Origin of the sequence: Polaribacter sp. Hel1_33_78, assembly GCF_900106075.1 — a bacterium.
Classification (GTDB): Bacteria; Bacteroidota; Bacteroidia; order Flavobacteriales; family Flavobacteriaceae; genus Polaribacter.
The window spans coordinates 2946485-2966061 of the sequence record NZ_LT629794.1 but is presented as its reverse complement, the minus strand read 5'-3'; the positions used below and the strand labels follow the sequence as shown (position 1 = coordinate 2966061).

Sequence of the window (19577 nt, the reverse complement as noted above, 5' to 3'; positions counted from 1 at the left end):
TAAGTTTATGGTGGATGTTTTATGCAATTTTAAACTTGGGGATTTTTTTAAAAGAAAAAGTATATATTGAATAAATGGTTCCTAATTTTTACTTACTTTTATAAGTAGTAAGATATCGTTCTTTTATGAAAAATTTAATTATAATATTTATGCTGTTTTTGTCTTGTTCACTAAGTTCTCAAAATGACCAAAACAAATGGAGAGTTGGGGTTAATTTGTCTACAGTAATGTTTGGGGATGAGGCTTCTAAAAAGGTTAAAGAAAATTTTAATATGCAATTCCCAAGTATCGAAATTAGTCGAAAATTAGGACAAAACTTATCAGTAGACTTTATATACACTGTTGAATTTTTGCAATCTAGGAAAGGGGTAAACGCATTTAAATATTCCTCTTTTGACACTTATTTAAGGTACGAATTGCCAGAACTTTTTTTAAATATAGTTCCTTTTGGAGGTATTGGATTTGGTTACATTAAAGGGGCTACTACCACACCGAACCCTCAGGGATCCTTAAGTTTAAATATCATGGGTGGTGCTACTATTTGGGTTTCTGAAAGAGTAGGTCTTACGGGAAGAATAATGTATAAAAATGTATCTTCTAGCTCTGAATCAATGGCTTCTCATTTTCAGGGAATTGGGGGTATTGTCTATAACTTTAATATTAATTCGGCTGCAGGAGGAGAGGGGCGCAAGCGAATTTGGGACGAGAAACATTAATTCTCATTCAAGGTTAAAAACTTCATTAGAATTGTTTGCATATTTTTACTACCTATATAATTATCTATTTGTAAATCAATTTCAATATTGGAATTCAAAATAGTTGTTGTTGGATAACTAATTTTTCCATTTATTGATGCTAATTCTTTTGTTAATTCGTTTATCCCTGTTTTATTTCCTGAAGGTTTATAAATGAATGTTTTTTTTAAAAAAACAATATCTTCTTTTTGTTCGGCATTTAGTTTTACGAAATAGAATTGATTATTTAAAAGATGTATTATTTTATCATTTGTAAAAGTAGTTTTCTTCATTGCAAAACAAATTTTACACCAATCAGTATAAACAAAAGCTACAATTGGTTTTGGATTTTGTTGATGCAGTTTTTCTATTTCAGGAAAAGTATACACTTTTAATGTTGTTTTTTTTGTCTGTGCATTCGTTGTAAAATATCCACATAACAAAATATAAAGAAATATTTTATTCATTTAAAAAAGTGTAAATCGTATACCTACAAATGCTCTAATGCCTTGATTCGAAGCATAAACATAACTTGGGTCAAAAGCTAATTCAGGATTTTTTACTGTGTCAATTCCAATGTCAAAAGGGTTGTTTGCATTGTTAATACTATTTGCAGGTGGTGTAAAGTTTAATAGGTTTTTTATCCCTCCATAAACTTCCCAACTATTGCTAAATTTTTTTGTTAACTGAATGTTTTGAATGCTAAACCATGGGGAAAATTCAGTCCTATTGTCGTTTACTCCAAGCAAGGGTAAACGCATTGGGCCATATAAATTACCAGTGTAATCTAAAGTAAAGTTAGTATCAAACTTATAAGAAATAGACCAAACACCACTAAATGTTTCAGTTAATAATTGCCTTGTTTTAATGTTGTTTTCTGTAACAGAAACATCCATAAAAGTAGCACCTATATTCATGGTAAAACCATTTGTAAACAAAATGTCGGAAGTAAAAGAAATTCCTTTAGATATTGAGTATCCATTTAAGTTGGCATAAATAATTTTGTTAGGATCAGATTCATAATCAGGTAAAATTCTATTATTAAAATATGTATAAAATATACTTGTATCAAAGGTGATAAATATATTTTCTGTATTTATTTTTTTTACATAGTTGATGTTTGTATTCCAAGAAGTTTCAGGTTTTAATTGTCCCCTAAACTCTACTTCCCTAGCTCCTGTTAAAGCGGCATGATCTTCTGTGAAAACATTTGCGACTCTAAATCCATTTCCAATACTTACTCTAAAAATATCTGATTTATCTTTTGAATTCCACTTGTAATTTATCCTTGGCGAAAAAATATTTCCATGTATACTATTATAATCCCATCTTGCGCCTAATAATAATTTATTTTGTTTGTTAAGGCTAATTTCGTCCTGCAGAAAAATACCAGGTAAATGAGTTTTTGAGGGTTTATTTTTAATCCCATTTTCATCAATTGTGGCAAAAGTATTATCATCATAAAAGGTATATCTGTATGCAATACCTAATAAAAAGTCATGATTTTCTTTAATTCTTTTATTGTACACAAATTGTCCAAAGCCAATCAGTTGTGCTGCCTCATATTTATCTGTGCCATAAAAAGAATCTTGATAATGGCCATTTGCACTAAATTGAAAATTAATATTTTCAGTGGTTGGTAATTGGTATGTTCCAAAAGTTTCCCATCTATTTGTGTAGATGCTTTCACCATATTTAATGTTGGTTCCTCTGTATTTTTTTTCCCAATCCATTTCACCTCCCCATCTATCTTCATAGACGTATCTTCCAGCGATTGTAAATACTTTGTTATTCTTTCTTTCGATATTTATTTTATTAAAAAATGAAATTCGATGCTGTAAAGTTAAATCTGTAAACCCATCTTCATTATTATCTATTTTATTTTGATAATTGAAATAATTTACTCCTAATAGACTTTCAATTTTTTCTGATAATTTATAACGTAAACCAACATCAGTATTTATTTCTCCCCAAGAACTTGTAAAAGTATCAGTAGTTAATTTAGGGGAATTTGAGGGTCTTTTTGTGATGATGTTTATAATACCTCCAACAGCTTCAGAACCATATAATGTAGATGCTGATCCTTTAACAACTTCAACACGTTCTATTAATGCTTGTGGTATTCCTGTTAAACCATAAACTGTAGAAAGCCCGCTAACAATTGGCATTCCATCAATTAAAACGAATGTATAAGGTCCTTCTAAACCATTAATATGGATATCTCCCGTATTACAAACATTGCAATTTAATTGTGGCCTAACACCATTTACATTTTGCATAGATTCAAAAATAGAAGGCGTTGGGTTTTTCTTAAAAAAAGATGTACTATATACTTCAACAGGTACAGGGCTGTTCGATTTTGTTACAGGACGTAAAGTTCCTGAGATAACAATTTCATCTAAAGAATTATTTTCGGATAAAGAAAAATTTTTAGTCAGTTTTTGATTGCTATTAAAGGATATTTTTATTGTTTTTGTTTGATATCCAATACTGCTTACAATAAGCGTATAGTTCCCTTTCGGGATGTTGCGTAATTCATAAAACCCATTTTCATTAGACGTTGTGCCAATTTTTGTCTTTTTCAAATAAATATTTGCATAAGGTAAAACTCCACTTCCTGACTTAATCTTTCCTGAAATAGTATTTGTTTGTCCGCAAGAACTGGTAATTCCTAAAAACAAAATAAGTTTGATAAATATGTTCACTTTTCATTTTAAATTTACGCAAATATAAATATATTTTTAGACTTGTCTAAAAATATATTTATATTAAAATAAAAAGTATATCTTTGTTTTACAATTATTAAATAAAATGTTTACACTTTCTGAAGAAAATTATTTAAAAGCAATTTATCATTTAGAAATAGATGCCGATAAAGGAATTAGTACAAATTCTATTGCTAAAAAATTAGAAACAAAAGCTTCTTCAGTAACAGATATGGTTAAGAAACTATCTGAAAAGGAGGTGGTAGTTTATAAAAAATATCAAGGGGTAAAATTAACTAATTATGGAAAAAAGACCGCAGCAAATATTGTAAGAAAACACCGGTTATGGGAGGTTTTTTTGGTTGAAAAATTAAATTTTTCTTGGGACGAAGTGCATGATGTAGCAGAACAATTAGAACATATAAAATCTCCAAAATTAATCAATCAGTTAGATTCTTTTTTAGGATTTCCAAGCAATGATCCTCATGGAGATCCAATTCCGGATAAAGAAGGAAATTTAAAAATTATTGAAAAAAGCTTATTATCTACTTTTTATAAAAATGAAAGCGGTGTTTGTGTGGGTGTAGACGATTCGTCATCAGAATTTTTACGTTATTTAGATAAAAAGGGAATCACTTTAGGAAAACAAATTACAGTATTAGAAAAAGAAGATTTTGATGATTCTTTATCCATTGAAATGGACAATAAGAAATTTTCAATTTCAAATAAAATTGCGAACAATTTATATATGAAAAAATAATGAGTACATTCGATCAACTAGTAGTATTTGGAAAAGAACACCCAATATTGGCAGCATTATATGCTTCTCTTTTTACCTGGGGTTTAACAGCTCTGGGAGCATCTTTAGTCTTCTTTTTTAAAAAATTAAACAGAGCAGTTTTAGACGGTATGCTTGGTTTTACGGGAGGCGTAATGGTGGCCGCAAGTTTTTGGAGTTTACTAGCTCCAGCAATTGATAACAGTCCTGGAGAGGGTTTTTTAAAAGTTTTACCGGCGGCCATTGGGTTTGGATTAGGAGCTTTGTCTCTTTTTGGAATGGATAAAATTTTACCACATTTACATATCAATTTTAAAGAAAATGAGGCAGAAGGAGTAAAAACTGAATGGCATAAAACAACGTTATTAGTTTTGGCGATAACATTGCATAATATTCCAGAAGGTTTGGCAGTTGGTGTTTTGTTTGGGGCAGCATCGACACTTGTGGGGGTAGAACAAACAGAAATGATCGTTGCAGCTATTTCTTTAGCAATCGGAATTGGAATTCAGAATTTTCCCGAAGGTTTTGCCGTTGCAATGCCTTTAAGAAGGCAAGGTGTTAGTCGATTAAAAAGTTTTTGGTACGGACAGTTATCTGCAGTTGTAGAACCAGTTGCAGCAGTTTTAGGTGCTTTAGCAGTATCTTTTTTTACACCAATTTTACCCTATGCTTTGGCGTTTGCAGCAGGGGCAATGATTTTTGTGGTAGTAGAAGAGGTGATTCCGGAAACCCAAAGAGATAAATACACAGATATTGCTACTCTTGGTTTTATTGGTGGATTTATAGTAATGATGTCTTTAGACGTTGGTTTAGGTTAAAATTTAATAAAAAATATTTTTAGAAAGCCAAACAATAACTGTTTGGCTTTTTGTATTTTGCAGTAAAAATAGTTCTGTGCAACAACCATCAATCTTTCAAGTTTACAATGCTTCTGCAGGAAGTGGAAAAACATTTACACTTGTAAAAGAATACTTGAAAGTTTTATTAAACTCTGAAGATATTTTTTCTTTTCAGAAAATTTTAGCAATTACATTTACCAACAAGGCTGCTGGAGAAATGAAAGAGCGGGTGTTGTCTAGTTTAGAAGATTTTGCTGCGGGAAAAGAAAACGATTTATGCAACATTATAATAACAGAAATAGATGCTGATAAACCAATAATTCAGCAGAGAAGTAAGAAAATATTGGAAGCAATTTTGCAAAATTATGCTGCTTTTTCGATAACTACGATTGATAGTTTTACACATAAAATTATTAAAAGTTTTGCCTATGATTTAGGTTTACCTCAAAATTTTGAGGTTGAAATGGATGCAGTTTCTTTGCTAAATCAAGCAGTGGATGTCTTAATTTCTAAAATAGGATCCGATAAAAAACTAACAAAACTTTTGATTGATTATTCTTTAGATAAAACAGACGATGATAAATCTTGGGATATTTCTAAGGATTTAAACGAGTTTGCAAAAGTGCTTTTAAATGAAGATGATATTAAACACTTTAGAGCGCTTGCTAACAAAAAATTAGAGGATTTTACAAATCTAAAAACCAAACTATATAGCCATCAAAAGGAATTAAAAGAAGCTATAAAAAATGTTGGCGCAGCGTTTTTAGATTTAATTGAAAATCATGGTATAGCGCACAAGGATTTTATGCGGGCGACAATTCCGAAATTCTTTTTAGATTTGAGCGCGAAGTCAGTAAATATTGATTTTCTAAAACGAAGTGAAACTATTGAAAAAGCGATTGAAAATCATCAATATTATTCGAAAACAACAACAACTGCTGTCGCTTCACTAATTGAAAATATTGTTCCAGAAGTAATCAATTTGTATGCACAGTCGAAAGATTTGTACAATCAGTTTTTGATGAATAAATTGGCCTTAAAAAACATCATTCCCTTAGCAGTTTTAAATAATATCAACATAGAGTTAGAGCAAATAAAAGAAGAGAATAATATAAGATTAAATGCAGAGTTTAATCAACTTATTTCAGATAATATTAAAGAGCAACCTGCACCTTTTATTTATGAAAGAATTGGACAGCGTTTTCAGCATTATTTTATTGATGAAATGCAAGATACGTCTGAGTTGCAATGGCAAAATTTGATTCCTTTAATAGACAATGCACTAGCGCAAGAAAATAGTAATCTGTTACTGGTAGGAGACGGAAAACAAGCCATATATAGATGGAGAGGTGGCAAAGCAGAACAGTTTATTGAGTTGGGTTCTCCTTTAAAAAACCCTTTTCATGTTAAAAAAGAAATCAAGAGTTTAGAAACCAATTTCAGAAGTTATTCAGAAGTCATTAATTTTAATAATTCATTTTTTCAGCACACCGCAAATTTTATTCAAAATGACTCATATAAGAATCTTTTTATAGAAGGAAATAAGCAATTTGAAAATTCTAAAAAAGGTGGATTTGTTTCATTAACATTTCTCGAAAAAGAGGAAGATAAAGACTTAGAAAAATTAAAATATCCAAAGAAAGTTTTAGAAAAAATTAATAAAGTAAAAGATAGTTTTTCTTTAAATGAAATTTGTGTTTTAACTCGGACAAAAAAAGATGGAGTTGCGGTTGCAAATTATTTGTCTGAAAATGGAGTCGATATTATTTCTTCAGAAACGCTGTTAATACAGAACAGTCCTAAAGTATGCTTTATTATCGATGTTTTAAAGGTTTTGCAAAATGCTAATGATGAAGAAACACGTTTTGAAGTCTTGTATTTTTTGCATCAACATTTGCAAATTAAGAATCCAAAACATATTTTTTTTAAAGAGTTCTCAAAAGTTGATAATCAAACTATTTTTGAATCTTTAAAATTGTATGGAATTTCTTTTGAAATTTCTACTTTTTATCAGCTGCCATTTTACGAAAAGATCGAAGAAATTATTCGAGGCTTTAATTTAATTCATACTTCTGACGCGTATTTACAGTTTTTTTTAGATGTTGTTATAGAGCAGCAAAGAAAATCTACAGATGTTGCTGATTTTCTCGAGTTTTGGGAACTCAAAAAAGATAAATTAAGTATTGTTGCTCCGGGAAGCTCAAATGCAGTTCAAATTATGACCATCCATAAGGCTAAGGGATTAGAATTTCCTGTAGTTATTTTTCCTTGTGATGTAGATATTTACAGGCAAATAAATCCGAAAGTTTGGTTAAATGAATTACCAGAAAATTACGATAATTTCGAAGAATTATTAATTCCTTATAATAAAGAATTAAGTTATGTAAATGATACGGGCTTGGAAATTTACAATCAGCAAAGAGAGGAATTAGAATTAGATAATTTTAATTTGTTATATGTTTCTTTAACAAGAGCAGTTGAGCAATTGTACGTAATTACGGAAATGAAAATTTCAGCAAAAGGAGAAGAAAATACAAACTTTTATTCTGGTGTTTTTATCAACTACTTAATCCAAAATAAGCTTTGGAAAGAGGGTGTTTTAGAATATTATTTTGGTGATGAAATTAGAGTAAGTAATAATGAACTACAAAGTTCGGTTGCTGAAATTCATCAGAAATTTATTTCTACTCCTTGGCAAGAGCATAATGTTGTTCTATTAGCGGGTGCTTCAAAATTATGGGATACAAATCAAGGAGAAGCGATCAATTTTGGAAACTTATTTCATGAAATCTTGTCAAAAATTATCACGGAAAAAGATGTTAGTAAAATTATAGCGGCATATCATCAAGAAGGAATCATAGATAAAAATCAATTATTAATAATCAATAGCACAATTATTTCTGTTGTAAACCACCCAAAACTGGCGTCGTATTTTTCGAAAGAAGTCACGGTATATAATGAGAGGGAAATTGTAGATACAGATAATCAAATTATTATACCAGATAGATTGGTTTTTTTGGGTGAGAATGAAGTTGTAATTATAGATTACAAAACAGGAAACCCGTCAGCAGAACATCACCAACAATTGTTAAAATACGAGCGAGTTTTAAAAACGATGCATTTTAAAGTAGATAAAAAACTACTTATATATATTAATGATAAAATTGATGTTGTTGAAGTATAATCAAAAACAATAAACTTTGTAACTTTGTCCTCATTAAATTAATAAAAAATGTACGGTAAAATTAAGGATACTTTAAAAAAAGAGATTCAGGAAATAAAAGATGCTGGTTTATATAAGTCTGAAAGAGTTATAACATCTTCACAAGATGCAGTTGTGAAAATTTCTACTGGGGAAGAAGTCATTAACTTCTGTGGAAATAATTATTTAGGATTGTCAAACCATCCAGCAGTTATTCAAGCTGCAAAGGACACCATGGATACCCATGGTTTTGGAATGTCTTCAGTTCGTTTTATTTGCGGAACCCAAGATATTCATAAACGTCTTGAAGAAAAGATAGCGGAGTTTTATTCAACAGAAGATACTATTTTATATGCAGCTTGTTTTGATGCAAATGGTGGTGTTTTTGAACCACTGTTAACAAAAGAAGATGCTATTATTTCTGATAGTTTAAACCATGCTTCAATTATAGACGGAGTTCGTTTATGTAAAGCTGCCCGTTATCGATATAATAACAACGACATGTCTTCTCTAGAAGAGCAGTTAATAGAAGCGAATAAACAAAGTCATAGATTTAAAATTATTGTTACTGATGGTGTTTTTTCTATGGATGGGATTGTCGCTAAACTCGATGAAATTTGTGATTTGGCAGATAAATACGATGCTTTGGTGATGGTTGATGAATGCCATGCTACAGGTTTTATTGGTAAAACAGGTAGAGGTACTGTTGAGTTAAAAAATGTAATGGATAGAGTTGATATTGTTACAGGAACTTTAGGGAAAGCTTTAGGTGGTGCCATGGGTGGTTATACTTCGGGTAAAAAAGAAATTATAGAAATTTTACGTCAACGTTCAAGGCCATATTTATTTTCAAATTCATTAGCACCAGCTATTGTTGGGGCTTCAATAAAAGTATTTGAATTAATTTCTAAAGATACATCGCTACGAGATAAATTAGAATGGAATACAAATTATTTTAGAACTAAAATGGAAAATGCTGGTTTTGATTTGGTTGGCGCAGATGCTGCAATTGTACCTGTGATGCTATATGATGCCAAACTGTCTCAAATCATGGCTAATAAATTATTAGAAGAGGGTATTTACGTTGTGGGCTTCTTTTTTCCTGTAGTTCCCCATGAAAAAGCAAGAATTAGGGTTCAGTTATCAGCAGCCCATGAAAAAGAGCATTTAGACAGAGCTATTAGCGCTTTTATAAAAGTAGGAAAAGAACTAAAAGTTATTTAAAATTGATAAAAACTTACAGTTATAGGAATATTTTGTACTTTTGTCTTTGTTAATTCAGTAGAAGACTTTACTTTTGCGTATTAAAATAACGAACTTTTAATTTAAAAATTTGATAATGAAACGATTAAAAATAGCTGTGATAGCTTTGTTTGCGTTAATTGCTACCAGCAATGTAAACGCTCAAGATGAAAACAATCCTTGGGTAGTAGGGTTTGGAATGAATATTGTAGATTTTTATGGTGGTGATGATTTTGGTGACCATGTTAATGATCTTTTTGGTAGTTGTGATTGGAATTATGTTTCTTCAATTTCTAGAGTTTCTGTAGAGAAATATTTAGAAAAAGGGTTTACTTTACAAATCGCAGGGACTTTAAATAGAATTACTTTTGACCAAGTTAGAGATGATTCAGATTTTTTCTATTATTCAATTGGAGCAGCTGTAAAATATGATTTAAACAATTTAGTAGGTGAAACTTCTCAATGGTTTGACCCTTATGTTTATTTAGGTGGAGATTACGTTTCAGCTAATTCTACGCAAGAAGGAATGATTAATTTGGGTGTTGGTTTTAACACTTGGTTTAGTGATAACTTAGGGTTAAATTTCCAAACAGGTACTAAAAAAGGTTTTTCAGATAACGTAAAAACTCATTATCAAACTTCTTTAGGTTTAGTTGTTAAATTTGGAGGAAAAGATACAGATGGAGATGGCGTATATGATAAAAAAGATGCTTGTCCAGAGGTTGCAGGTTTAATAGAATTCAATGGTTGTCCTGATGCTGATGGCGATGGAATCAAAGATTCTGATGATGCTTGTCCAAATGTTGCAGGTTTAGCAGCAATGAATGGTTGTCCTGATGCTGATGGTGATGGAGTTGCTGATAAAGACGATATGTGTCCTAATGCTAAAGGAACAAAAGCGAACAAAGGTTGCCCAGATTCTGATGGTGATGGTTTAGTTGATAAAGATGATAAATGTGCAACTATTGCAGGTCCTTCGGCGAACGGTGGATGTCCTTGGCCAGATACAGATGGTGATGGTGTTTTAGATAAAGATGATAATTGTAAGACTGAAGTAGGTCCTGCTTCCAATAATGGATGCCCAGAACCAGTGATTACTGAAGCTGCAAAAATGGGAGTAGATACATTTGCAAAAGCTATTTTATTTAACACGGGTAGAGCTAGTTTCAAATCTGGAGTTTCTAAACAAATAGATGGAATGTTAGCTATTATGAATGAATTTCCAAAAGCAGAGTTTGACATTAAAGGATATACTGACTCTACAGGTAGTGCTTCAAATAATTTAAAATTATCTGAGAAAAGAGCTAATGCAGTTAGAAATTATTTGATTTCAAAAGGTATTGCTGCTTCAAGATTAATTGCAAAAGGTTATGGCGAAGACGCTCCAATAGACTCTAATAAAACTAGAGCTGGTAGATCAAACAATAGAAGAGTTGAGGTTAAAGTATCTAATTAATCCCTGAACTTAAAAAAAAGTTAAAAGCCTCATCAATTTGATGAGGCTTTTTTTAGTTAAAAACTTTTTTAAATTCAAACAAAAAAAAGTACCTTTGCCCCTTGAAATTGAGAGGGTATATCCCATATAAAAAAATAATAATTTAATTAGATACAAAATGTCTACAACAACAGGTAAAGTTTCTCAAATAATTGGGCCAGTTATTGATGTTGAGTTCAATACTGAAAACAACGAACTTCCTAGAATTTATGATTCATTAGAAATTAAAAAAGCTGATGGTTCTATTCTAGTATTAGAAGTACAACAACATATTGGAGAAGATACCGTTAGAACCATCTCTATGGATGCTACTGATGGATTAAGTAGAGGAGTAGAAGTTATAGCTACAGGTAATCCAATACAAATGCCAATTGGTAATGATATATATGGTCGTTTATTCAATGTTACTGGAGATGCAATTGATGGATTAGGAAATCTAAAGAAAGAAGGAGAAGACGGATTACCTATTCATAGGTCTGCACCTAGATTCGAAGATTTATCTGTATCTACTGAGGTTTTGTTTACAGGAATTAAAGTAATTGACTTAATTGAGCCTTATGCAAAAGGGGGTAAAATTGGTTTATTTGGAGGAGCTGGAGTTGGTAAGACTGTATTGATTCAGGAATTAATCAATAATATTGCAAAAGGACATGGTGGATTATCAGTTTTTGCAGGTGTTGGAGAAAGAACTCGTGAAGGGAATGATTTACTTCGTGAAATGTTAGAATCTGGAATTATTAAATATGGTGATGACTTTATGCATTCTATGGAAGAAGGCGGATGGGATTTATCTAAAGTTGATAAGCCAGGAATGAGAGAATCTAAAGCGACTTTTGTTTTTGGACAAATGAATGAGCCACCAGGAGCGCGTGCAAGAGTAGCTTTGTCAGGTTTAACAATTGCTGAATATTTTAGAGATGGAGCTGGAGATGCTCAAGGAAAAGATGTACTTTTCTTTGTTGATAATATTTTTAGATTTACACAAGCTGGTTCTGAGGTTTCTGCTTTATTAGGTCGTATGCCTTCTGCAGTTGGATATCAACCAACATTGGCTACAGAAATGGGTGCAATGCAAGAACGTATTACCTCAACTAAAAAAGGTTCTATTACATCTGTACAAGCAGTTTATGTTCCTGCAGATGATTTAACAGATCCTGCGCCAGCAACTACATTTGCTCACTTAGATGCAACTACAGTATTGTCGCGTAAAATTGCAGAATTAGGGATATATCCAGCTGTAGATCCTTTAGATTCAACTTCAAGAATCTTATCTGCTGAAATTTTAGGTGCAGAACATTATAATACAGCCACAGCTGTAAAAGAAATTTTACAACGTTATAAGGAATTGCAGGATATTATCGCAATTTTAGGTATGGAAGAATTATCTGAAGAAGATAAATTAGTTGTGCATAGAGCAAGACGTGTTCAACGTTTCTTGTCTCAGCCTTTTCATGTTGCTGAACAATTTACGGGTATACCAGGAGTTTTAGTAGATATTAAAGACACTATTAAAGGATTTAATATGATTATGGATGGTGAGTTAGATAAATATCCAGAAGCAGCATTTAACTTAAGAGGGTCAATTCAGGATGCAATCGATGCTGGAGAAAAAATGTTAGCTGAAGCATAAACTAAGTTTTGAGTTTTGAGTTTAAGGTTATTATTCATTAACCAAAAGCTAAAGGCTGAAAATTAAAAACGATATAAACATGTTTTTAGAAATAGTAACACCAGAGGCAATCTTATTTTCATCAGAAGTTGATTCATTTTCGGTTCCTGGCATTAATGGAGAGTTCCAAATGTTGAATAATCATGCACCAGTAGTTTCTATTTTAAGAGAAGGCACTGTTAAGGTTCATGTTCATTCGCAAGAACTTTCAGAGACTGATATAAGAAGTGGTCATTTGGAGACTGATACGGAAGATGATAAAATTCTATTATTATCAATCACTTCAGGAACTTTAGAATTAAATGATAACAAAGCTATTATTTTAGCTGACTAAGATTAGTCTTAATAATATTTAAAAAATCTCAAAACAGCCTGCTGTTTTGAGATTTTTTATTTCAAGTTTTTCTTCAAACTTCTGATAACATCTTTTGCTAACAATCTAGGCGTATTTACAGAATACACTTTTAAAACTTATTAAGATGTGATTTTGTTTTCCATAGATGTCAGTTATTATGCTATTTTAAAAATTAGAACTTTCGGTTATCTGGAATTTTATTCATAAAAAAATGTTTTAAATTTATGACTAACTGCTTTTGTTGAAGATTAAATTAAGAAAATAATATCTTTTCTGTATTTAATGTAGGATTATAATGATTAAATATGGGATTAAAATTAAAATTTACACTCTATAAAAATGTCGTAAATTTGCAATATGGAAGAAACAAACAGACAAAGAAAGATTGCAGGAGTTCTGCAAAAGGATTTGGTAGATGTATTGCAAAAAGCAGCGCAAGATGGAATGAAAGGGGTTATTATTTCTGTTTCTAAAGTTCATGTAACTTCAGATTTAGGTGTTGCGAAAGTATATTTAAGTGTTTTTCCGTCAGTAAATAGAGATGAGTTAATTAAAGGTGTACAGTCTAATACAGTGTTAATTCGTCACGAAATGGCTAAAAGGACGAAAAATCAATTACGTAGAATGCCAGAGTTACTCTTTTTTGGTGATGATACTTTAGATTATATAGAAGAAATTGATAAGTCTTTAAAGGGGGAAGATGAGAACCCTATTAAAAATCCTGAAGTATTACCAAGACGCGTAAAAAGATAAATTTAACCAACTTATTTGAATTTTTCTCTATACATAGCCAAAAGATATTTGTTTTCAAAGACAGGTAATAATACTATTAATATTATTACAATTATTGCTTCATTTGGTGTTATAGTCGGCTCTTTGGCATTGTTTATTATCCTTTCTGGGTTTTCAGGTCTTCGTACTTTTAGTTATAGTTTATTAGATGTCTCCGATCCCGATATTAAAGTATCTTCGATAAAAGGAAAATCGTTCATAATTACAGATCACATTCAACAAATTTTAGATAGTAATAGTACTATAAAATCAAGTTCTAAAGTAATCGAAGAACGTGTTTTTTTAGAAGTTAAGGATAAAAGTGAGATTGCTTACATTAAAGGAGTGGAGCATAACTACACGAAGATTACGCAAATAGACGCTGCACTAGTGCAAGGTAATTGGTTAGATACTACTTTTGTAAATACGGCCGTTATTGGACGGTCAATTGCTTATAAATTATCTTTAGGAATGGGAAGTTTTGAAGCACCTTTGCAAATTATGGTTCCAAAACCAGGTGTCGGTTTCATTAATCCGAACAACGCATTTTATAAAACTAATGTTCAAATTGTTGGTTTATATTCGGGAACAGAAGAATTTGAAAGTAAATTTGTCTTTGTGACGTTAGCTCAAGCAAAAAAATTATTAAGGTTTAAGGACAATCAAGTAACAGCTTTTGAGATGAAATTGAAAGAAGACGTAAACGCCCATACTTTTGCTGAAGAGATGCAAAAAGAACTTGGAAATGATTTTAAAGTGCAAACAAAGGAGCAATTAAATGAGGTCTTTTATAAGGTTATAAATACGGAAAACATTGTGTCTTACCTCATTTTTACATTAATTGTTATTATTGCATTGTTTAATGTAATTGGTGCAATTATTATGATGATTATTGATAAAAAAGATAATTTAAAAACCTTATTTAGTTTCGGGGCAACAGTAAAAGAAATAAAAACAATATTTGAATTTCAAGGATTTTTACTCACCTTTTTTGGGATGCTGATAGGTTTATCGATTGGTGTCATTTTAGTCTTTTTTCAAAAACAATTTGGGTTGTTTATGATTACGGAAAATTTGGCGTATCCGGTAGAATTTAGATATTCTAATTTAATTATTGTGATCGTTACAATCACTATTCTAGGCTTTATTGCTTCAAAAATTGCAATTAGCCGAATTTCTGAAGAGTTTATAGAAAAGTAAAGTTTATGAAAAATTGCCTATTCGTTGCTCTTTTTATACTCTTCTCTTGTTCTTCTTCAAAGGATAATAAAGCGAATAAATTATATCCTAATAATAACAAAAATCATATTGAGAACATAAGAGCTTTAATTACGGAGAAAGAAAATCATTATATATATGAAACTAAAGATTTTTCATTAACACTGCCTTACAATTGGAGAAGTTATTTGGAGCCAACTGGTAGAGAACAAGTTTGGCATTCTCCATTTAAAAAAAATAAAGTTGAATCTGACATAAATTTATTTTTATACATTAAAAGGTCAAATAAAAAGGTTAGAAAAACAGCAGAGAGATTTAGAATCAGATTGAAGAATAACTTTAGATCAGACTATAAAGAATTGTCTACAATATTAAAATCAGAAGGTAAAGATTCAATAGGCCACTATTATAAAATAGTGTTTTTTCACACTATTAATAAAGTTAGGTTTAAGAAAATAGTTTTTTTTTATAATTTAGAGGGAGGCAAGTATTTATTTTTAAGTAAAGCTTATCCAATAGATTCCAAAATTTTACAGCAAAGAGAAATAGATACAATTCTTAGTTCCCTGGTGATAAAGTGAATTATAGGAAATCAGGAATTAATTTATTACCAAATTTAGCCTCAACTTCGTCAAAAGCAGCAAAAACATCTTTTGCATCATCGGAAGTTACCATTTTCATTCTATACTCCTTGAAATGTGGAATTCCTTTAAAGTAATTGGTATAATGTCTTCTTGTCTCAAAAACACCTAAAATAGGCCCTTTCCAATCAATTGCCATTTGTAAATGCCTTCTTGCCATTCCTGTTCTTTGAGCAATTGTAGGTTTTCTTAAATATTCACCAGTTTTAAAATAGTGTTTTACCTCATTAAAAAACCATGGATAACCGATAGCAGCTCTTCCAATCATCGCGCCATCTAAACCAAACTGATCTCTCATCTCCATCGCTTTTTCTGGCGAAGTAATATCTCCATTTCCAAAAACAGGAATGTGCATTCTTTGATTGTTCTTTACTGCAGCAATGGGTTTCCAATCAGCATCTCCTTTATACATTTGCGCCCGTGTTCTTCCATGAATAGAGATCGCGGCGCAACCTACATCTTGCAAACGTTCTGCAACTTCAACAATTCTAATGGAATCATGATCCCAACCCAAGCGTGTTTTTACGGTTACAGGCAAGTTTGTGTGTTTAACCATGGCTTTCGTTAGAGAAACCATTAAATCAATATCTTTTAAAATTCCAGCTCCAGCGCCTTTAGAAACTACTTTTTTTACAGGACAACCAAAATTGATATCAATAATATCTGGATTTGATTTTTCTACAATCTCCACTGTTTTAAGCATTGATTCTAAATTAGCACCAAAAATCTGAATTCCTACCGGTCGTTCTTTTTCATAAATATCCAGTTTCATAACACTTTTTGCAGCATCTCTAATCAATCCTTCAGAAGAAATAAATTCAGTATAAACAACATCTGCACCGTTCTCTTTGCACAAAGCTCTAAATGGTGGATCAGAGACATCCTCCATTGGTGCAAGTAATAAAGGAAAGTCTGGTAATTCTATATTGCCAATTTTAATCATATTGTAAATTTCTATATTCTACTTAAAATTGAATCTTTTTTTCAACTTCTTCATCACCTCTTTTTATTACTACTTTTGTAGAATTTCCTTTTTCAAAAACAGATAAAGCTCTCATATAGCTCATCATATCCACAACAATACTATCGCCTAACTGAATAACAATATCGCCTTTTTGTAAACCTGCTTTTTGTGCTGGCTTTTCTTCAGAAATACCATCAATTCTCATTCCTATTCCGTCAAACATGTAATCTGGAATTACACCTAAACCAACTTTAAATCTTGGTGTTTCTTCACTCTCGTTTTTTGTTTTTCTGAAAGTTAGTTTTCCATTGTCATCTAAATCTGAAATAATATTAAAGATGTAATTGCTTATGGTTTTCATTCCTTCGTAATTTAATTTTTCTGAATCATCACTTGGCTTATGATAGTCTTCATGCTGACCAGTAAAAAAATGCAATACAGGGATATCAGCTAAATAAAAACTTGTATGATCACTTGGTCCAACACCAGATTCTTGCTGTATTAATTTAAATCGATTGTTATGGGCTTTTAAAGTTTGTTTAAATATTGGTGAAGTTCCTGTGCCGTAAACTGCTAAAGCTGAATCCTTCTTTAAACGACCCACCATATCCATATTTATCATATAAGAAACTTTTTGAGTATCTACTGTTGGGTTTTTTACAAAATAATTAGAACCTAATAAACCCATTTCTTCTCCAGAAAAAGCCATAAAAAGGTAATTGTTTTTTGTATTTTTTGCTTTCAGCTTTGCTGCTAAATTTAATAAAATAGCCACTCCAGAGGCATTATCATCTGCACCATTATGGATTTCTTTAATAGAATCTCTGTATAAAGAACCTTCACCGCCAAAACCTAAATGATCAAAATGAGCCCCAATAATTACCATATTTTCTGCCTTATTGTCAATAAAACCAAGCACGTTATTTCCTGTAATAGTTCCGTCACCATTCACGTCAAATTTTATTGCTTCGTGCGGATTTGTCTTTGGCTTAAAAGTAAAAGGCTGCAGAAAGCCCTTTGTTCCTTTTGGAGTTAATTCAAGTTCTTGAAACCTTTTTTCTATATAACTGGCAGCTTCCTTTTCACCTTTTGTTCCAGTTTGTCTTCCTTCTAATTTATCAGAAGCTAAAAAGGTAACATCTTCTTTAATTCTAGTTTCTTGATTAATAGGTTGTTTGCAAGAAATTAAAAAACATAAAAAGATTAAAAATAGGATGTTTCTCATGACGATAAATATTATTTTTGCAAAGTTAATTAATAATTGAGAAAATGAGAGTTGTTTATCTATTTGTATTTGCTATTATATTGATGTCTTGTAAAAATAATAAAAAAGACACAGAAACAAAATCAACAGAAAAAACTGTAGTAAACGACTCATTAATTTACCCAGAAGAAATTCATTTTAAAAGTTTAAGACAAGTAACTTTTGGTGGTGATAATGCAGAAGCCTATTGGAGTTTTGATGATAAGCAAATTGTTTTTCAGTCTAACAATACCAATTGGAATGTTAGTTGCGATCAAATGTTTTTAATGGATGCAGATGCTTCTTTTAGAGATAAGATGCCGCCAATGATTTCTACAGGAAAAGGAAGAACAACTTGTGCATATTTTTTGCCAGATAATAAACATATTATTTATGCTTCAACGCATTTAGTTGATGATCAATGTCCTGATGTTCCTTTGCGTAAAAACGGAAAATATATTTGGCCTGTATATGATAGTTTCGACATATTTGTAGCGGACTTACAAGGTAATATTGTTAAGCAATTAACCAATGAAAAAGGCTATGATGCAGAACCAACGGTTTCGCCAAAAGGGGATAAAATTGTATTTACATCAACTAGAAGTGGTGATTTAGAGTTATATACAATGAATATTGATGGTTCCGATGTGAAGCAAATTACAAATGAATTAGGTTATGATGGCGGTGCATTTTTTTCGCCAGATGGAACAAAAATAATCTTTCGCTCTTCTAGGCCAAAAACAAAAGCAGCGATAAAAGCTTATAAAGACTTGTTGGCAGAGGGTATGGTAGAACCTACAGAAATGGAACTATATATTTGTAATGCAGACGGTTCTGAATTACGTCAATTAACCGACTTAGGAAATGCCAATTGGAGTCCGTTTTTTCATCCTTCAGGAAAAAAGATTTTATTTTCTTCAAACTTTGAAGCAGAAAGAGGGTTCCCTTTTAATTTATATTTAATAGATTTAGATGGAAAAAATTTAGAAAGAGTTACTCATGGAGAAACATTCGACGCTTTTCCTGTATTTTCCAATGATGGTAAAAAACTAGCTTTTTCTTCCAATAGAAATAATGGAGGTGGTAGAGATACCAACTTATTTATTGCAGAATGGCAAGACTAAAAGGATTGAAATTCTGAAATAAATAAAAAGAGATACCAACTTATTTATTGCAGAATGGCAAGACTAAAAGGATTGAAATTCTGAAATAAATAAAAAGAGATACCAACTTGTTTATTACAGAATGACTGGACTAGCGATATAGTTTTTTAGTTTTCATTTTCTCCTTGAGTGATTTTTGGTGAGATGAGAATACCTTAAAAATCTATGATTACAGCATAAATCAAGTAAATAATTCAATTTTATTAATTATCTTAAGGCATTGTTAATTAAAGAATAAACTATGGGAGCAAAAGAGAGTATTTTAAGAAAAATTAGAATTTTAATTACAAATCAATTTGATACACCAGAAGAAGCTTTTAGTTTTTTTGATTCAGATAAAGATGGTAGATTAAAAGTTTCTGAAATAAAAAGGTTGTTAAAAGATGCTGAAGTAAATGGCTTTTTAAGAGGTATAGTTGCCAGCGAGTTATTAAAAGGATATGATAATTCTGGTGATGATACTATTAATTGGGAAGAGTTTAAAATAGCTATTTCAGAGCTAGAAAGAGATTTATAATTTTAAATACGTTAAGATTAAAGTACAATGAATTTCATTGT

The 19577-nt window shown here is 31.0% G+C and carries 17 protein-coding genes; 13 read left to right on the top strand and 4 right to left on the bottom strand.

The annotated features are described in order from the left end of the window. Positions 1–125 precede the first annotated feature (125 nt). The gene (locus BLT88_RS12890; protein WP_091955226.1) at positions 126–716 is read left to right on the top strand and encodes a hypothetical protein; all 591 of its coding nucleotides are present in this window, start codon (positions 126–128) and stop codon (positions 714–716) included. Here BLT88_RS12890 and BLT88_RS12885 read toward each other — a convergent pair. After that, positions 713–1201 carry a DUF255 domain-containing protein gene (locus BLT88_RS12885; RefSeq protein ID WP_091955224.1) on the bottom strand — a complete coding sequence of 163 codons (489 nt, stop codon included), beginning with the start codon at positions 1199–1201 and terminating at the stop codon, positions 713–715. The two genes, BLT88_RS12890 and BLT88_RS12885, sit on opposite strands and share 4 nt — an antisense overlap. Further along, entirely contained in the window at positions 1202–3433 is a 2232-nt protein-coding gene (locus BLT88_RS12880) for a TonB-dependent receptor (protein WP_172824337.1), read from the bottom strand. It abuts the gene before it with no gap. 112 nt (positions 3434–3545) lie between these two features. Here BLT88_RS12880 and BLT88_RS12875 point away from each other — a divergent pair, with 112 nt between their 5' ends. From BLT88_RS12875 to BLT88_RS12830, 10 genes are all read left to right on the top strand, one after another. Further along, positions 3546–4199 carry a metal-dependent transcriptional regulator gene (locus BLT88_RS12875; RefSeq protein WP_036782897.1) on the top strand — a complete coding sequence of 218 codons (654 nt, stop codon included), beginning with the start codon at positions 3546–3548 and terminating at the stop codon, positions 4197–4199. Then, complete coding sequence (locus BLT88_RS12870) at positions 4199–5035, top strand: ZIP family metal transporter (RefSeq protein WP_091955222.1); 837 nt, start codon at positions 4199–4201, stop codon at positions 5033–5035. The genes BLT88_RS12875 and BLT88_RS12870 overlap by 1 nt, the downstream gene beginning before the upstream one ends. Before the next feature lie 76 nt (positions 5036–5111). Continuing rightward, positions 5112–8240 carry an exodeoxyribonuclease V subunit beta gene (locus BLT88_RS12865; RefSeq protein WP_091955220.1) on the top strand — a complete coding sequence of 1043 codons (3129 nt, stop codon included), beginning with the start codon at positions 5112–5114 and terminating at the stop codon, positions 8238–8240. Between the two features lie 48 nt (positions 8241–8288). Continuing rightward, entirely contained in the window at positions 8289–9482 is a 1194-nt protein-coding gene (gene kbl / locus BLT88_RS12860) for a glycine C-acetyltransferase (protein WP_091955217.1), read from the top strand. Between the two features lie 115 nt (positions 9483–9597). After that, positions 9598–10956, top strand: a complete 1359-nt coding sequence (locus BLT88_RS12855) for an OmpA family protein (protein ID WP_091955216.1) — start codon at positions 9598–9600, stop codon at positions 10954–10956. 157 nt (positions 10957–11113) lie between these two features. Next, complete coding sequence (gene atpD, locus BLT88_RS12850; RefSeq protein ID WP_091955214.1) at positions 11114–12625, top strand: F0F1 ATP synthase subunit beta; 1512 nt, start codon at positions 11114–11116, stop codon at positions 12623–12625. A gap of 79 nt (positions 12626–12704) precedes the next feature. After that, positions 12705–12998, top strand: coding sequence for a F0F1 ATP synthase subunit epsilon (locus BLT88_RS12845; protein ID WP_036782914.1), 294 nt, complete (start codon positions 12705–12707; stop codon positions 12996–12998). A 378-nt stretch (positions 12999–13376) separates the two neighbouring features. Further along, on the top strand, positions 13377–13772 hold the full coding sequence (gene rbfA, locus BLT88_RS12840) for a 30S ribosome-binding factor RbfA (RefSeq protein WP_036782916.1): 396 nt from the start codon (positions 13377–13379) through the stop codon (positions 13770–13772). A gap of 48 nt (positions 13773–13820) precedes the next feature. Then, positions 13821–14990 carry an ABC transporter permease gene (locus BLT88_RS12835; RefSeq protein WP_368086543.1) on the top strand — a complete coding sequence of 390 codons (1170 nt, stop codon included), beginning with the start codon at positions 13821–13823 and terminating at the stop codon, positions 14988–14990. Positions 14991–14995: 5 nt separating this feature from the next. After that, positions 14996–15589, top strand: coding sequence for a hypothetical protein (locus BLT88_RS12830; RefSeq protein ID WP_091955209.1), 594 nt, complete (start codon positions 14996–14998; stop codon positions 15587–15589). A gap of 1 nt (position 15590) precedes the next feature. On the opposite strand, the gene dusB is transcribed toward BLT88_RS12830, so the two are convergent. Then, positions 15591–16592, bottom strand: a complete 1002-nt coding sequence (dusB, locus tag BLT88_RS12825; RefSeq protein ID WP_091955207.1) for a tRNA dihydrouridine synthase DusB — start codon at positions 16590–16592, stop codon at positions 15591–15593. A 22-nt stretch (positions 16593–16614) separates the two neighbouring features. Continuing rightward, positions 16615–17838 (bottom strand): M28 family peptidase, encoded by a 1224-nt coding sequence (locus BLT88_RS12820; RefSeq protein WP_091955205.1) that lies wholly within the window; start codon positions 17836–17838, stop codon positions 16615–16617. A 44-nt stretch (positions 17839–17882) separates the two neighbouring features. Here BLT88_RS12820 and BLT88_RS12815 point away from each other — a divergent pair, with 44 nt between their 5' ends. Beyond that, complete coding sequence (locus BLT88_RS12815; RefSeq protein ID WP_036782929.1) at positions 17883–18980, top strand: TolB family protein; 1098 nt, start codon at positions 17883–17885, stop codon at positions 18978–18980. Positions 18981–19260: 280 nt separating this feature from the next. Next, on the top strand, positions 19261–19536 hold the full coding sequence (locus BLT88_RS12810; protein ID WP_036782931.1) for an EF-hand domain-containing protein: 276 nt from the start codon (positions 19261–19263) through the stop codon (positions 19534–19536). Positions 19537–19577 lie beyond the last annotated feature (41 nt).

Coding starts and splice junctions, on each gene's coding strand:
- BLT88_RS12890 (WP_091955226.1), top strand. CDS start 126: ATGAAAAATTTAATTATAATATTTATGCTGTTTTTGTCTTGTTCACTA.
- BLT88_RS12815 (WP_036782929.1), top strand. CDS start 17,883: ATGAGAGTTGTTTATCTATTTGTATTTGCTATTATATTGATGTCTTGT.
- BLT88_RS12875 (WP_036782897.1), top strand. CDS start 3,546: ATGTTTACACTTTCTGAAGAAAATTATTTAAAAGCAATTTATCATTTA.
- kbl (WP_091955217.1), top strand. CDS start 8,289: ATGTACGGTAAAATTAAGGATACTTTAAAAAAAGAGATTCAGGAAATA.
- atpD (WP_091955214.1), top strand. CDS start 11,114: ATGTCTACAACAACAGGTAAAGTTTCTCAAATAATTGGGCCAGTTATT.
- rbfA (WP_036782916.1), top strand. CDS start 13,377: ATGGAAGAAACAAACAGACAAAGAAAGATTGCAGGAGTTCTGCAAAAG.
- BLT88_RS12810 (WP_036782931.1), top strand. CDS start 19,261: ATGGGAGCAAAAGAGAGTATTTTAAGAAAAATTAGAATTTTAATTACA.
- dusB (WP_091955207.1), bottom strand. CDS start 16,592: ATGATTAAAATTGGCAATATAGAATTACCAGACTTTCCTTTATTACTT.
- BLT88_RS12855 (WP_091955216.1), top strand. CDS start 9,598: ATGAAACGATTAAAAATAGCTGTGATAGCTTTGTTTGCGTTAATTGCT.
- BLT88_RS12870 (WP_091955222.1), top strand. CDS start 4,199: ATGAGTACATTCGATCAACTAGTAGTATTTGGAAAAGAACACCCAATA.
- BLT88_RS12820 (WP_091955205.1), bottom strand. CDS start 17,838: ATGAGAAACATCCTATTTTTAATCTTTTTATGTTTTTTAATTTCTTGC.
- BLT88_RS12830 (WP_091955209.1), top strand. CDS start 14,996: ATGAAAAATTGCCTATTCGTTGCTCTTTTTATACTCTTCTCTTGTTCT.
- BLT88_RS12845 (WP_036782914.1), top strand. CDS start 12,705: ATGTTTTTAGAAATAGTAACACCAGAGGCAATCTTATTTTCATCAGAA.
- BLT88_RS12885 (WP_091955224.1), bottom strand. CDS start 1,201: ATGAATAAAATATTTCTTTATATTTTGTTATGTGGATATTTTACAACG.